This is a genomic window from Nitrospirota bacterium (assembly GCA_040754395.1).
Taxonomy (GTDB): domain Bacteria; phylum Nitrospirota; class Thermodesulfovibrionia; order Thermodesulfovibrionales; family SM23-35; genus JBFMCL01.
Window position 1 is genome coordinate 42957 of the sequence record JBFMCL010000007.1, and the last position, 13168, is coordinate 56124.

The window sequence follows — 13168 nt, forward strand, 5'->3', positions numbered from 1 at the left end:
TTTCCGTTATGCATCAGACTTCAGATCAGCGATCGCCTGCCGCAGCCACCAGAGACACCCCAATCCCGGCAGGGCAATAAGAAATGTCACGAAGAAGAAACTTGCCCATCCGATGGATTCCACGAGAAACCCGGATGTGGGGGACACAAAGATCCTCCCAAGGGCAGCGAGCGAGGAAAGAAGCGCATACTGAGTTGCGGTATAGCGCTGATTGCACATCGCCATGAGCAGCGACACAAATGCCGCAGTGCCCATGCCACCAGTCAGATTTTCGAAGGCTACGGCAAAGACAAGGATGCCGTAACTTTTTCCCGCCAGTGCAAGCATCATGAATGAAAGGTTCGAGACTGCCTGGAGGATGCCAAACACAAGAAGCGAGCGGAACAGCTTCAGGCGCACCATGAGAGCGCCGCCGAACATGGCGCCGATTATTAACGACGCGATCCCGAGCCCCTTATTGATTGTGCCTACCTCACTGACGGAAAACCCGACCCCTTTGATGAGAAACGCCGTGGTGAGGGCACCCGCATAGGCATCACCCAGCTTATACAGGATGATCAGCAGCAACAGCCATAAGGCAAAGTTGCGCGAAAAGTAATCCTTCATCGGCCCCCAGACTGCTTCCGTCATGGTGGACGGAGGAACTGCCTTCTTCTCTGGTTCCGGCCCGATGAGCGCGGAAAGAATACCAATCCCCATCACTGCCGCCATCAGCAGATAGGTCTGTCTCCATCCGAGATGATCGGAAAGGATGAGCGCAAGCGCGCCTGACACGAGCATGGCAATGCGGTAGCCCATGACAAACACTGCTGCCCCGACACCGCGTTCCTGTTCACGAAGAACATCCGTGCGGTACGCATCAATCACGATATCCTGTGACGCAGACGCAAATGCCACTGTAAGGGCAAGCATCGCGAGCACTGCAGGGGCCTGCTGAGGAGAGCTGAATGCCATTGCGGTAATGCCCGCGACAAGACTCAGTTGAGTGATGACAATCCAGCCCCGCCGCCTGCCGAGCCACGGCGGCACAAAACGGTCCATAAACGGCGACCAGAAGAATTTCAGCGTATAGGGGAGGCCGACCAGGGCAAAGAGTCCTATCGTGCGCAGATCGACCCCGGCAACTGTCATCCATGCCTGCAGGGTTCCTCCTGTCAGCGCCAGCGGAATGCCCGAGGAGAACCCGAGAAAAGTGATAACCGCAATCCGCTTGCTGGTAAATACCTTAATATATGGAGAGATATCAAACGAAGCTTTCATCCCCTCAGCCCATTTTCGGCATACAATTCATTACGGTCACTATTATAGCAGGGAAAGCCACGGGCTTTTTTTTTGCGGAAAAATCCCGTGACTTTGATATTCAATTTTCTTTACCGTGCGGTTCTTTAAAAGGGAAAAAGGCAGAATTATACATGGAGAGCTTTTTCTCATCGGTAAGAATTCCTGCTATTCGACTTATTTTCTGCGTTTTTTCAGATTCTCATGGACGTACAATGTTTCAGCGTAAAAAAATAATGCATATCAAAATAGTATAATAGAAAAACATAACCCGTAGACGGAGGTGTAACATGAAGGTATCGGAGTGGTCATTTACACCGTTTCAGGGCCTCGGGGAAGCTCTCAGAAAACATAACTGCACGCTCAATCAGAAGCACATCCCTGTAAAGAAACCCGCCGAAAATAAAACAGATGAAGAAATATTCCGCGAGGCAATGGCTGATGTGAAGGAAATCAGTGAGTTCAGGGCAATGCCTCCGAAAAAGCCGCCTGAATATACCCCTTCCCCCCGGAAGGATGATACCCTCGAGATATTGCGCCAGATTGTTGACAGGGAAAAGAAGATAAAAATCTCGGATACCGGTGAATACATGGAATGGACAAATCCGAAAATCAGGAAAGACATTTCCGAAAAGCTGCATCAGGGCTGTTTTTCTGTGCAGGACTATATTGATCTCCACGGCATGACCCTTACGGAAGCAGAAGAAGCCTTCAGTTCCTTTATCAGGCACGCAGTAAAGCATAATCTGTTCTGTATTAAGGTAATACACGGAAGAGGCCTCAGATCTCCCAGAGGTCCGGTGCTCAAAACAGCCCTCGAGAGATGGCTGCAGGGGACATTCAGGAAATGGGTACTCGCGTATACCACTGCAAAGGACTGCGACGGAGGACTGGGCGCAACATATGTAATATTGAAAACAAAATAGGCTGAGGATAGAGTATTTGCGCGGATTCTTTTGCTGATAGTCAACTACAATATATGAAAACAAAGAGGCAGAAGCCTTGCAGGAAGGAACGACCGAGAATGAGCAAAAATACTCTATCCTCTGGATAATCAGAAAAATATTATGAATAATATGGGCTCAGAGGAGATCCGGATATCAATAATACGATCAGGGTAAAGATCTATTATGAGGACACTGATGCAGGCGGCATCGTTTACTATGCAAACTACCTCCGTTTCATGGAGCGGGCAAGGACAGAACTGCTCGCTGAAAAGGGGATCGATATCGCAGAGTATCACACAAAAGGATATTTCTTTCCTGTGGTGCACGTCGACATATCCTACAGAAGACCTGCAAAACTCGGAAATATTCTCGATATCAGAACCGAAGTCATTGAGATCAACAATGCATCCCTCCTCGTAAAACATGAGGTATACAGAGACGCCATGCTGCTTGTCGAGGCAACCGTGAAGCTCGCCTGCATTACCACGGAAGGGAAACCCCGGAGATTGCCGGAAGAGTTCCAGAGATTATCGCCTGCCGGCAACTGAACACACACGCATACAGGATTATTTCATGGAAAGAAATCTGGTTTTTTTTATTTTCCCTGAATGATTACGGTTCCAGGGCAGCCGATCTTTCCCTCCACAGAATACCTGCATGCACGAAACAGACCGATCGTCCACAGATTCGTCATGAGATGTTCTGTGATGCAGGATGCGGTGAATACAGATTCCTCCTGACACAGTGACAGATACACCACAAGCTGGTCAGCCAGGTGCGGGTCAACCGCCGCACCGGTCGAATAGTACGCAAGGAATTCCTTTGCTGCATCTTCTCCCACAGTCTCAGCCCTTTTGCCCCGCTCACCGAGCGAAGTGAAGCCTGCGACCGCATTTGCAGACTCTGACTGAAGATAAAGAAACGTTCCCTGCCCGGGTGTCGGCACATTCTGCGTGCGAATGTCCACGGCACAGCGGAACTCTCCAGGGGTCGCATGTATCGCCTCCATCATGGCGTTTCCCTGTCTTTCTGCGATCGACAACGGGAGGTTGCCGACACCTGAATATCCCCGCAATGTGAGCAGATCTCCTCTTTCCCTGTTCCTGAAAGGAGCCACCGTTTTCACAGGAAAAATCTCTGCCCTCACCCTTCCTCCACCCTTCGGATAAAAACCATACGCATCAATCGCAAGGCGTGTTTCGATGCCGATCCGTCTCAAACATGCGGCAAAGACTCCCTCGAGGTAATGGAAGGAAGGGCTGAAGGGGACATGGGTACCCCCTTTGAGCGTGAATACAGATATTGTGTCGGAAAAGATAAGAGAGGGAATGATTGTGTGAAGTACCAGAGAGGTCGAACCTGCGGTTCCCACATCCAGGAAGTAATCTCCGCTTTTCACCTTGCCCGGTGAGAACAGCAGTTCTGTCGAGCCTTTGGTATCGCCGGAAACCTCCGCACCAGATATCAGTTGCGCCGCCCTGACACAGGTAAGGTGCTGCGGCATAAGTCCCGGCTTTCTCCGTCCTCTTCTGATATTGAAGATCCTGAACGGTTTTCCGAAAAGGCAGGAAAGTCCCAGTGCCGTGCGCAGTATCTGGCCTCCTCCCTCCCTGTAGCTTCCGTCAATCTCTATCACCATTGATACTTTATCAGACTCACCCTGCAGATTCCAGCGGGGTATGGTCTATACGCAGGCCCGTTATATTGACAGGCTCGCCAGATGTCTGATGATACTGAGAAGACACCATCCTCTCCTCTCCTCTCCTCTCCTCTCCTCTCTTACTCCCCTCAATGGGGGGGGATAAGAACCGCCATGTACAATGTACGGAAGACCAAAAAACAATAGAATATGATCCGAAATACTGCTACAATTAGTGAGTACGGCCAGACTCACCTGCGTGAAAAATATTCAAAGGGAGGACAAAAACCATGGATCTGAAAAATATCATTGCGATCGGGAAAGAAGGAGTGCAAATAAAAGATATCAATGCCCTGAGACAAGGCATTGACAGCCTCGTATATGAGGCAGTATTTTCGGACGGCGAGAAAAAAACCGCCCTCCTGGTGCTGATAAAGGAAATTGCCAAGGCAGCCGGCGCCATACCGTCTTCCATTCAGTCGCTCTACGAGGAAATGGGGAGGAGTTATCCGGGATTCACCGTCCCTGCCATAAATATCCGGGGGCTGACATACGATGTGGCAAAGGTCATCTTCAGGAAAGCAATGGAAATGAAGGTCGGGCCCTTCATTTTCGAGATCGCACGTTCTGAGATCGGATATACCAAGCAGAGACCGCTCGAGTACTCCGCACTCGTGCTTGCCGCTGCCGTCAGTGAAGGATACCTTGGACCAATATTCATTCAGGGCGACCATTTCCAGCTGGTAAGGAAATACTTTCTGGCTGACGCAAAACCCGAAACGGATTATGTGAAGGGGCTGATACAGGAAGCGATAGAGGCCGAATTCTACAATATCGATATTGATACCTCGACCATTGTGGACATCGACCGGGAAACACTCAGGGAACAGCAGAAACCAAACTTCGAGATGACGGCAGAGCTGGCTGCGTACATCCGGAGCATTCAGCCTGAAGGAATCGACATCTCCATCGGTGGAGAGATCGGGGAAATAGGCGGCAAGAACAGCACTCCTGACGAACTGAGGGCGTACCTTGAAGGCTTCAAGGAGACATTCACCTCAGGCAAGGGACTGAGCAAGCTCAGCGTCCAGACCGGCACCAGCCATGGCGGCGTGGTACTGCCTGACGGAACTCTCGCAAAAGTCAAAATTGATTTTGAAACACTGCGAACGCTCTCTGACCTCGCGCGAAAGGAATTCGGCCTTTCCGGATGCGTGCAGCACGGGGCCTCCACGCTCCCTGAAGATGCCTTCCACATGTTCCCGGAAACCGGCACATCTGAAGTCCATCTCGCCACCGGGTTCCAGAATATCATGTACGACAGCGCTGCCCTTCCCGCAGAATTCAGGGAAGAAGTTTATAATTTTATCAAGCAGGAATATGCGAAGGAAAAGAAGGAAAACCAGACCGAGGAGCAGTTTATCTACAGCACGAGGAAGAAAGGCTTCGGCCCACTGAAAAAGAAATGGTGGGATCTTCCCGCCTACGTGAAAGATCCTATCATGGATGAGCTCGGGGCGAAGTTCGCGCTTCTCTTCGAGAAACTGAAAGTAACCAATACCACCGAGATCGTCAAAAAGACGGTAAAACCTGTAGTGGTAAAGAAGGAGATAGACAGGGGACTCATCGGGCTGTAGATAGTTTTTCTGTTTGATGGTGACCAAAAGGGCAGACAACCTCTGCCCTTTTTTCGTGCATTGTTCGGATTTAAAAATCAGAACCGGTTAGCCCTTCACCTGTTTTCCTGTAGACACGTGCACGAATTACTTCTTACGCCCGACAACGGTAAAGCTGTAGCAAAATCCAGCAATATGCTATAGTCATTGCGAGTGTAACGACGCAATCCCGTCTTGTCATCTAAGATTGCCACGTCCCGAAAGCTTTCGGGACTCGCAATGACCTGGTTACCAAACGCTTAAGTTACGTATCGATGGATCCGGGCATATATGAAAATGCCTCGCGGGAAGGAACAGATGAGCGAAAATGCTCCGTCCTCAGCATAATCAGAATAATTTATGAATAATATTGACTGAACGGCACTTGAAAAATACATACGATTGATGCATATTAATACATATAAAATATATTGACAGCAGGGGGAATTTATGAAGACTACACTCAACATAGAAGACCGGCTGCTTGACAAGGCAGCAAAGTTAACCGGCATTAAGGAAAAAACATCCCTTGTCAGACTTGGACTCGAAGCACTTATCGCGAAAGAAAGCAGCAGGAGACTCGCAAAACTTGGCGGAACTGAAAAGAAATTAGGAAGTATTCCTCGCAGAAGATCAGCAGGCAAATGAAATGGTTCTTGTTGACACTTCGGTGTGGGTTGCACATCTTCGGTCCGGCGACATCGGACTTGAAAACCTGTTGAATGACGGCCATGTTGTTTGTCATCTCTTCATCGTCGGTGAACTCGCATGCGGCAATCTCTCAAACAGGTCTGAAATTCTTTCTCTCTTGCAGGCCCTGCCTCTGGCGAATCATGCAGAACATGAAGAGGTGATGCGTTTTATGGAGAATTACTCACTTATGGGGAAAGGATTAGGGTACATTGATATGCATTTGATTGTTTCGGCTCTCTTGACTGGAGTTCCAATCTGGACACTCGACAGAAAACTTAAAGAGGTTTCTTCAAAGCTGGGGTTAGGATTATAAGGTTGTCCCGATAGTTTGAGAAAGGAAAACATATGAAACAATGGTATGAGAAACCCTTTGAGAACTATGCAGACAGATACGACAAAGAAGAATTCACAAGATGTGGCAATACCATCACTGGAATTGATTTATCAGAATCAATGCTGGTAACAGCGAAAAAGCCTGTTCTGTGCAGGATAGTATCCTGAACGCATCACACAACCGCTTTCAGGATGAGGAAACTGATGAGAAATGCCAGTGAGGGGGCGATGACCCAGTTTGCCATGATCTTCCTGATCAGGCCAAACTTCACCGTCTCCATACCCTTCGACATTCCGACTCCGCTGATTGCCCCGATAATGCAATAGGTCGTCGAAACAGGCATGCCGAGAAAGGTGAAGAAAAGCACGCACATCCCTGCCCCGAACTGCGCGGCAAACCCGGAATAAGGGTCGAGGGTGGTAATCCCTTTGCCTATCGTCTCAATGACCCGGTGGCTTAAGATGACCGCTCCGAGGAATACGAACAGAGACCCCGCAAGAGATGCCCGCAGCTGTTCGATCAGCCCTGAATGGATGACCGGTCCTAGAATTGTTGCAAGTTCATTCGCGCCGGTGTTGTAGGAGATGAGAATACCGCTGAAAAGCAGGAGGGATCTCAGGATTTTTTCGATCCGGAAGAGGGACAGTTTCGAGATGGTCTTTTCCATCGCTCTGTACAGCAAAAGGGCAGTAAAAAAAGCAATCACCGGGGAAATGATCCATGAGATTATGATTTCAAAGAGTGCGGTAAAGTTCACCGCTGTCCCTGCGGCAACCCCTGCCCCTGCCAGACTGCCGATGATAACCTGGTGTGTTGAGAGGGGCAGTCGCTTCCAGTTGGAAACAATGATCAACAGTGCAGCCACTGAAAGGGATACGCTGAGAATGGGGAGGGTAATCTCCACGAGGTCCTTACCGACCGTCTCCATCACTTTTTCCCCCTGCACCAGAATGCCGATCAGCACAAAACACCCGAACAGCAGCACAGCCCTTCGCAATTTAATGATCCCGCATCCGATACATATTCCGAGGGCGTTCGAGGTATCGTTTGAACCTATGCCGAAGGCGATAAGAAAGCAGGCTGCAACAGGGATGAGTTCAGTCATTGAGCAGGATAATCACGCAGGGTATCATGACATCATCTCATGCTCAGGTTTATGATATGGAGATAGTCGCTCGCATCTTCGATCACATCACTGATATGGGTAAGATACGAAATGAAATCCGAGAGTATTCTGCCTTCCCAGAAGTCTTTTACCTCTTTCTTCCTCAGTTTGCTGATCAGATCGAATTTCAGGTCATCAATCTTTTTCTCAAAGATCCTGATGGCGAGGGTCTTTTCCCGCAGATCTCCCTTATCGAACAGGGTATCAAAGGCGATCATGAGCATCTCGCACATCTGCCGGTTGATATCCGCGATCTTCACACAGTCTTCCCTGACCTCGCGGTCAATCTCTGGCCCAAGGTATTCAAATTCAAAGGCGGCGTCTTTCAGCGCATCAAACGCCTCGTCGACGATCTCGACAAACCTGCAGATGTTCGTCCGGAGAAATGGCAGGAAGGCACCCTCATAGATAGTGGAAATGATCTCCCTCCTGACACTGTCCCCCTCCCTTTCGAGATCAGCAACACAATACATCTGTGCCTTATCCCATGCCTCCAGCCCGTTTCTGAAACACCCTGAGGCAGAAAAGAGGATCTGCATGTGTTTCCTGATGTTATCGATAACCTTCTGCTCCGTATTGCCCCCAAAGACATTTTTAAGCACCGTGTCCCTCTCTTGCCTTTTTGATCAGTTCTGCAGACATGACATCCAGCAGTGAGATAATCCCGCTGATTTCCTTGCCTTCACACACAAAAACCCTGCTGATATTGAATTTTGTCATGAGACTGACCGCATGGTCCAGCTCCACTCCTTTATTGATGCAGACCAGCGGTTTTGAAGTAATTTCGCCTACCTTTGTCTTATTGAGGTTCAGGTTCTTCACGAGCACCTTGAAAACAATGTCCCTGACTGTGATCACACCGTAGACATCGTTTTCGTCTCCGGGCTTCACAAGCAAGGAACGGATTCTTTTATCGATCATCCTCTCGATGGCATCATAAATAGAAGCTTTGCCATCGATCATTTCCACCTTTTTCGTCATTACCTCTTCAACCTTCATGGTTCACCCCCTGCACGGATTATTGTCAGCAGTGTTTTTGGGGATATTCTCCCCGGCGCATATGACTGTCTGATTTCCTGAAATATTATGAGAACTTCGTGGCATTGTCAATGAAAATGTGCACTGTATGGCCGTCTTCAGGCTTTCCGGGGAAGTGATGATAGCAATTACTCTCTGAAGTTTGATAGAGTAGAAGAGTATGTGTGTACATGGAGGTCCTATGCGCATTCTCTCAATCATGGCTGCAGTATTCATCATGCTCTCCTCCTCTTTTGCATCCGGAGAGGTGAGCCAGAAAACCTTTACGGAAAAGGAGATACGGAAAATGGCGGAAACAAAGGCAGTAATCGAGACAAAATTCGGCAACATGGAAATCAGATTCTTTCCTGAAGTCGCACCGAATCATGTAAACAATTTCATCGATCTCGCCAAAAAGGGATTCTATGACGGGACGACCTTCCACAGGGTTATTCCCGGGTTCATGATCCAGGGCGGGGATCCCAATTCAAAAAGTCCTGACAGGTCCAGGCACGGAATGGGAGGTCCCGGCCATACAGTGAAGGCAGAATTCAATGACAAACCTCACAAAAGAGGAATCCTCTCCATGGCACGGTCTGCAAATCCCGACAGCGCAGGATCGCAGTTCTTCATCTGCGTGGCTGATGCACCTTTCCTTAACAGGCAGTACACGGTGTTTGGAGAGGTTGTGTCAGGCATGGAAACGGCTGACAAGATCGTGAACGCGCCGAGAGACCCGAAGGACAATCCTCTCGAACGCATAGAGATGAAGGTCACTATTACTGAAAAATAAGAGAGGAGGCTGCGACCGTATGCGCATGAATACGGCAATATCACTGCATATTCTTGCCCTGTGCAAAGTGCTGCTGCTGGTCCCTGCAGTGTTTCTTGCCCTGCAGACCTTTTCGCAGCAGGAGGTCGGCGCCGAAACCAGGGTCTTCCGGCTGAAAGACCGCAAGAACATCAGCTATACACAGATGATACAGGAAATCAGGAATGCCGATCTTGTCCTCATCGGCGAGGTGCATACGCAGGCATCCCATCACCGGAATCAGCTTCGCATCATAGAGGCGCTGCACGGCACAAAAACCCCTCTGGCTGTCGGGTTTGAGATGTTCACCGCAGAAAACCAGAAAATTCTCGACAGATGGGTAGCCGGCACGCTCTCATCAAACGCCTTTATTGACAGTTACTACAGAAACTGGAATTACCCGTGGACACTTTACCGGGATATCTTTCTTTATCTGAGGAAAAAGAAAATCCCTGCAATCGGCCTGAATCTGCCCCCTGAGATCACCCGCAAGGTCTCCACCTCCGGGTTTGCCTCCCTCACGAAAGAAGAGCTTGCAAAACTTCCTCCCGAAACAGGCTGTGCGGTGGACGAGAAATATATGAAGTTTATCCGGAGGGCGTATGCGATGCACGGACATGGCGGCAAGGAATTCATCTATTTCTGCGAAGCGCAGCTTCTCTGGGACCAGACGATGGCGCGGAATCTCCTGAAGTTCAAAAAGAAAAACCCGAAAAAGACGGTCGTTGCGCTGACAGGGAACGGGCATGCTTGGAAACGCGGCATCCCCGAACAGGTACGCGCGCTGTCTCCCGGGACCAAATACCGGGTAATTCTGCCGTATATCCCCAATTACATCGAGCCCCGGCTTGTCAATGCCGAGGACGCTGATTATATTGTGCTGCAGTAACCGTATTCCGGGAACGATACTCTGGCAGACGTTTTTAAAAGAGACTTGACTTTATAGCCTGCTGATTTTTATTATTGGTATTTCGGGGCGTAGCGCAGCCTGGTAGCGCACACGGTTCGGGACCGTGGAGTCGAAGGTTCAAATCCTTTCGCCCCGACCAGCTTTTTTATCCCCCGATTTTCGACATGGTGCGGGAAGACGCTTTCCCTGCATTCATGATCGCCCTGAGTCCGGCGTTCTGTATATGCACCCTGTGCCCTTCGGGTTTCACCGCGATAGAAAGCCTGAGAAGCCGCTCTATTTCATGATCCGGCGCATCACTGCGCAGCGCGGGTTTCAGGTCTATCTCGGATTCCGAGAAGAGGCAGGGTCTGAGCTTGCCGTCGGCGGTCAGCCTGAGGCGGTTGCATTCCCCGCAGAAATGGTTGCTGAGCGGGCTGATGAAGCCGAGAACTCCCGGTGCGCCATCGAACCTGAAATAGCGGGCAGGGCCTGATTTCCGGACGGAAACGGGGCTGATGCGTCCGACCTTGTGAATGATGTTCTTGATCTCTTCCACAGGGATAAATTTTTCAGGCTTCCAGATGCCCTGTGCGCCGAACGGCATGAACTCGATGAATCTTACCTGATAGGGATGTTCGAAGGTCATACGCGCAAAATCGGCAATCTCATCATCATTGAGTCCCTTAATGGGGACCATATTGATCTTAACCGGCAGAAGGCCTGCCTTTTCTGCAGCGCCAATCCCCCTGAAAACCGCATCGATATCCCCTCCCCTCGTGATCTCCCGGTACCTGTCAGGCCTTAATGAATCGAGGCTGACATTCACCCTGAACAAACCGGCGGCAGCAAGCTCTTCCGCAAGGGGCTCAAGCAGTATGCCGTTTGTCGTTACACTGAGATCGCTGAGTTCCCGAATGCTCTTTATTAAGGAAATAAGGCGGCTGACATTTTTTCTTATGAGGGGTTCCCCGCCGGTTATTCTGACCTTTCTGACGCCGCTTCCGGCTGCGATTCTGAGGACCCTGTAAATCTCCTCATAGCGGAGGATTTCTTTATGCTCAATCGGGACGATGCCGTCCGAAGGCATGCAGTAGGAGCACCGAAGGTTGCATCTGTCGGTAATGGAGACGCGCAGATAGTCTATCGTGCGCGCAAAATTATCCCTGAGACTGTTCATTGTTTCTTTTTTACATTCTTCTTTTCTGATTCCTCTATCTTCTTCTTCGCAAGCTCTGCCTCCCTCGATTTCGGGAAACGCTCCACGAGCTGCTCAAGGAGCACTTTCCCCGTCTTCCGGTCTCCTATCTCGAGGAATGAAAGGCCCTGCTTGTAGAGGGCGCCGGGCGCCTTCTGGCTGTTCGGATACTTTTTCAGGAGTGTCTCATAGGCAAGGATCGCTCCCTCGAAATCCTTTTCATTATAATATGTCTCCGCTATCCAGAAATATGCATTGTCTGTAAGATCATCCTTCGGGAAGTCCTTAATAAACTCTTCGAATTTGGACCTCGCCTGCCGGTAATTCTTGTTCTTGAACGTTGCATATGCGTCCTCATACCGCGCAGCCTTATCGGCAGGCTTTGCCGATTTCTCCGTCGGCATTTCCTTCCGTGGCTCTCCTGACACTGCCTCTTCCTTCTGCTGTTCTTTCAGGGCTTCACGCTGCTGCTTCACCTGCTCTTCAAGCGCGGCAAGCCTGGTTTTGATCTCCTTGAACTGTCCTTCCATGCCCGTGATCTGCACTTTCAGGAGGTCCATTTCGGATACGGAGGTTTTCAGCGTCTTCTCCATAAAATACTTGTTCTCTTCGAATTTGCCGCTCAACTGCTGGAGGTCACGTGAAAGCCCCGAAAGCGTGGACTGAATCTCGGCCTGGCTTTCCCGCATCACGTTTACAGACTCCTCCCTCGCAACCCCCGTCGTCCTGTCTTTCAATTTGTTCAGGTCATCCCGCGCAGAGAGCGTATCCCTCTGCAGTTTGCTGACATCCTGCCTGACAAGCATCAGATCATCCGTGGTCGCACAGGATGAGGAGAACAGGACGACAAGACACATGGCACACAACAGGGCACGCGTCCGGTTATTCCGCTGCATCTGATGACATCGCGGCATTCTCTTTCCGTTCATCTCAGCACGACAAAATGATCACGCCTGTTCTTTGCCCAGCAGGCTTCTGTTGCCTCAGTGCACATGGGCTTCTCCTCACCATAGCTGACCATCTCGATACGGCTGGATGCGATTCCCAGGGCGATAAGATAGTCCCTTGCTGCCTTTGCCCTCCGGTCGCCGAGTGCGAGGTTGTATTCGCTTGTTCCCCTGTCATCGCAATGGCCCTCTATCGAGAGCTTTGCTGAGGTGTTTTTCAGAAGCCATGACGCAACATTCTGCAGGACAGCTTTTGCCTCGGCAGAAATATCATACTGATCATAGTCGAAATAGATATCCTGGAACAGTCCTCTTTCCTCCCTGTACCGGGGGGCTTCCTCCTTTGTCTCCACCTTTGCCATCTGCTGTTCGGTAATCCTTTCCTCGGGCCTGAACACCCCCCGCCTCTCATCAGTGGCTTCGGGTGCAACAGACCGCGGCTGCATCTGCGGTTGTTGCGCCTGTTCAGCCGCTCCCGGCTGAGTCGGCTGCACGACCTTCTTTTGCGCGCACCCGGCAGCAATAAGCGCCGCTGCGAGGAGCGCACATACAAAAAGCTTTTTCATGAATCCTCCTTTTTTCTGCAGCGTAGTAT

General features: G+C 50.1%; 16 protein-coding genes and 1 tRNA gene. 9 read left to right on the forward strand and 8 right to left on the reverse strand.

Annotated features, from left to right (window positions below):
- Positions 1–6: 6 nt before the first annotated feature.
- Complete coding sequence (locus tag AB1552_05055; protein ID MEW6053147.1) at positions 7–1260, reverse strand: MFS transporter; 1254 nt, start codon at positions 1258–1260, stop codon at positions 7–9.
- Between the two features lie 308 nt (positions 1261–1568).
- On the opposite strand from AB1552_05055, the gene AB1552_05060 reads away from it, so the two are divergent.
- Positions 1569–2204, forward strand: a complete 636-nt coding sequence (locus AB1552_05060; protein MEW6053148.1) for a Smr/MutS family protein — start codon at positions 1569–1571, stop codon at positions 2202–2204.
- Positions 2205–2401: 197 nt separating this feature from the next.
- Positions 2402–2773 carry a YbgC/FadM family acyl-CoA thioesterase gene (locus tag AB1552_05065; GenBank protein ID MEW6053149.1) on the forward strand — a complete coding sequence of 124 codons (372 nt, stop codon included), beginning with the start codon at positions 2402–2404 and terminating at the stop codon, positions 2771–2773.
- 47 nt (positions 2774–2820) lie between these two features.
- Here the strand turns inward: AB1552_05065 and rtcA are convergent, their stop codons facing one another.
- Entirely contained in the window at positions 2821–3864 is a 1044-nt protein-coding gene (rtcA, locus tag AB1552_05070; GenBank protein ID MEW6053150.1) for an RNA 3'-terminal phosphate cyclase, read from the reverse strand.
- Positions 3865–4154: 290 nt separating this feature from the next.
- Between rtcA and AB1552_05075 the strand changes: the two genes are divergently transcribed.
- The 4 genes from AB1552_05075 (at position 4155) to AB1552_05090 (ending at position 6713) form a co-directional block, all read left to right on the forward strand.
- On the forward strand, positions 4155–5501 hold the full coding sequence (locus AB1552_05075; GenBank protein ID MEW6053151.1) for a class II fructose-bisphosphate aldolase: 1347 nt from the start codon (positions 4155–4157) through the stop codon (positions 5499–5501).
- A gap of 468 nt (positions 5502–5969) precedes the next feature.
- Complete coding sequence (locus tag AB1552_05080) at positions 5970–6167, forward strand: type II toxin-antitoxin system VapB family antitoxin (GenBank protein MEW6053152.1); 198 nt, start codon at positions 5970–5972, stop codon at positions 6165–6167.
- A gap of 1 nt (position 6168) precedes the next feature.
- Entirely contained in the window at positions 6169–6525 is a 357-nt protein-coding gene (locus tag AB1552_05085; GenBank protein MEW6053153.1) for a type II toxin-antitoxin system VapC family toxin, read from the forward strand.
- A 32-nt stretch (positions 6526–6557) separates the two neighbouring features.
- The gene (locus AB1552_05090) at positions 6558–6713 is read left to right on the forward strand and encodes a hypothetical protein (GenBank protein MEW6053154.1); all 156 of its coding nucleotides are present in this window, start codon (positions 6558–6560) and stop codon (positions 6711–6713) included.
- Between the two features lie 5 nt (positions 6714–6718).
- Here the strand turns inward: AB1552_05090 and AB1552_05095 are convergent, their stop codons facing one another.
- Genes AB1552_05095 through AB1552_05105 form a run of 3 tightly spaced genes read right to left on the reverse strand, consistent with a single transcriptional unit; the run spans position 6719 to position 8710 of the window.
- Positions 6719–7651 carry an inorganic phosphate transporter gene (locus AB1552_05095; protein ID MEW6053155.1) on the reverse strand — a complete coding sequence of 311 codons (933 nt, stop codon included), beginning with the start codon at positions 7649–7651 and terminating at the stop codon, positions 6719–6721.
- Between the two features lie 32 nt (positions 7652–7683).
- Entirely contained in the window at positions 7684–8313 is a 630-nt protein-coding gene (locus AB1552_05100; protein MEW6053156.1) for a TIGR00153 family protein, read from the reverse strand.
- Positions 8306–8710: a CBS domain-containing protein gene (locus tag AB1552_05105; GenBank protein MEW6053157.1), complete on the reverse strand. Its 405-nt coding sequence runs from the start codon at positions 8708–8710 to the stop codon at positions 8306–8308. Before AB1552_05105 ends, AB1552_05100 begins: the two co-directional genes overlap by 8 nt.
- A gap of 220 nt (positions 8711–8930) precedes the next feature.
- Here AB1552_05105 and AB1552_05110 point away from each other — a divergent pair, with 220 nt between their 5' ends.
- The 3 genes from AB1552_05110 (at position 8931) to AB1552_05120 (ending at position 10588) form a co-directional block, all read left to right on the forward strand.
- On the forward strand, positions 8931–9521 hold the full coding sequence (locus AB1552_05110; GenBank protein MEW6053158.1) for a peptidylprolyl isomerase: 591 nt from the start codon (positions 8931–8933) through the stop codon (positions 9519–9521).
- Between the two features lie 19 nt (positions 9522–9540).
- Entirely contained in the window at positions 9541–10428 is an 888-nt protein-coding gene (locus AB1552_05115) for a ChaN family lipoprotein (protein MEW6053159.1), read from the forward strand.
- An 83-nt stretch (positions 10429–10511) separates the two neighbouring features.
- A tRNA-Pro gene (locus AB1552_05120) sits at positions 10512–10588 on the forward strand.
- A 6-nt stretch (positions 10589–10594) separates the two neighbouring features.
- Here the strand turns inward: AB1552_05120 and moaA are convergent.
- The 3 genes from moaA to pal form a co-directional block, all read right to left on the reverse strand.
- Positions 10595–11608 carry a GTP 3',8-cyclase MoaA gene (gene moaA / locus AB1552_05125; protein MEW6053160.1) on the reverse strand — a complete coding sequence of 338 codons (1014 nt, stop codon included), beginning with the start codon at positions 11606–11608 and terminating at the stop codon, positions 10595–10597.
- Positions 11605–12432, reverse strand: coding sequence for a tol-pal system protein YbgF (gene ybgF / locus AB1552_05130; protein ID MEW6053161.1), 828 nt, complete (start codon positions 12430–12432; stop codon positions 11605–11607). Before ybgF ends, moaA begins: the two co-directional genes overlap by 4 nt.
- A gap of 119 nt (positions 12433–12551) precedes the next feature.
- Positions 12552–13139 (reverse strand): peptidoglycan-associated lipoprotein Pal, encoded by a 588-nt coding sequence (pal, locus tag AB1552_05135; GenBank protein MEW6053162.1) that lies wholly within the window; start codon positions 13137–13139, stop codon positions 12552–12554.
- Between the last annotated feature and the right edge of the window lie 29 nt (positions 13140–13168).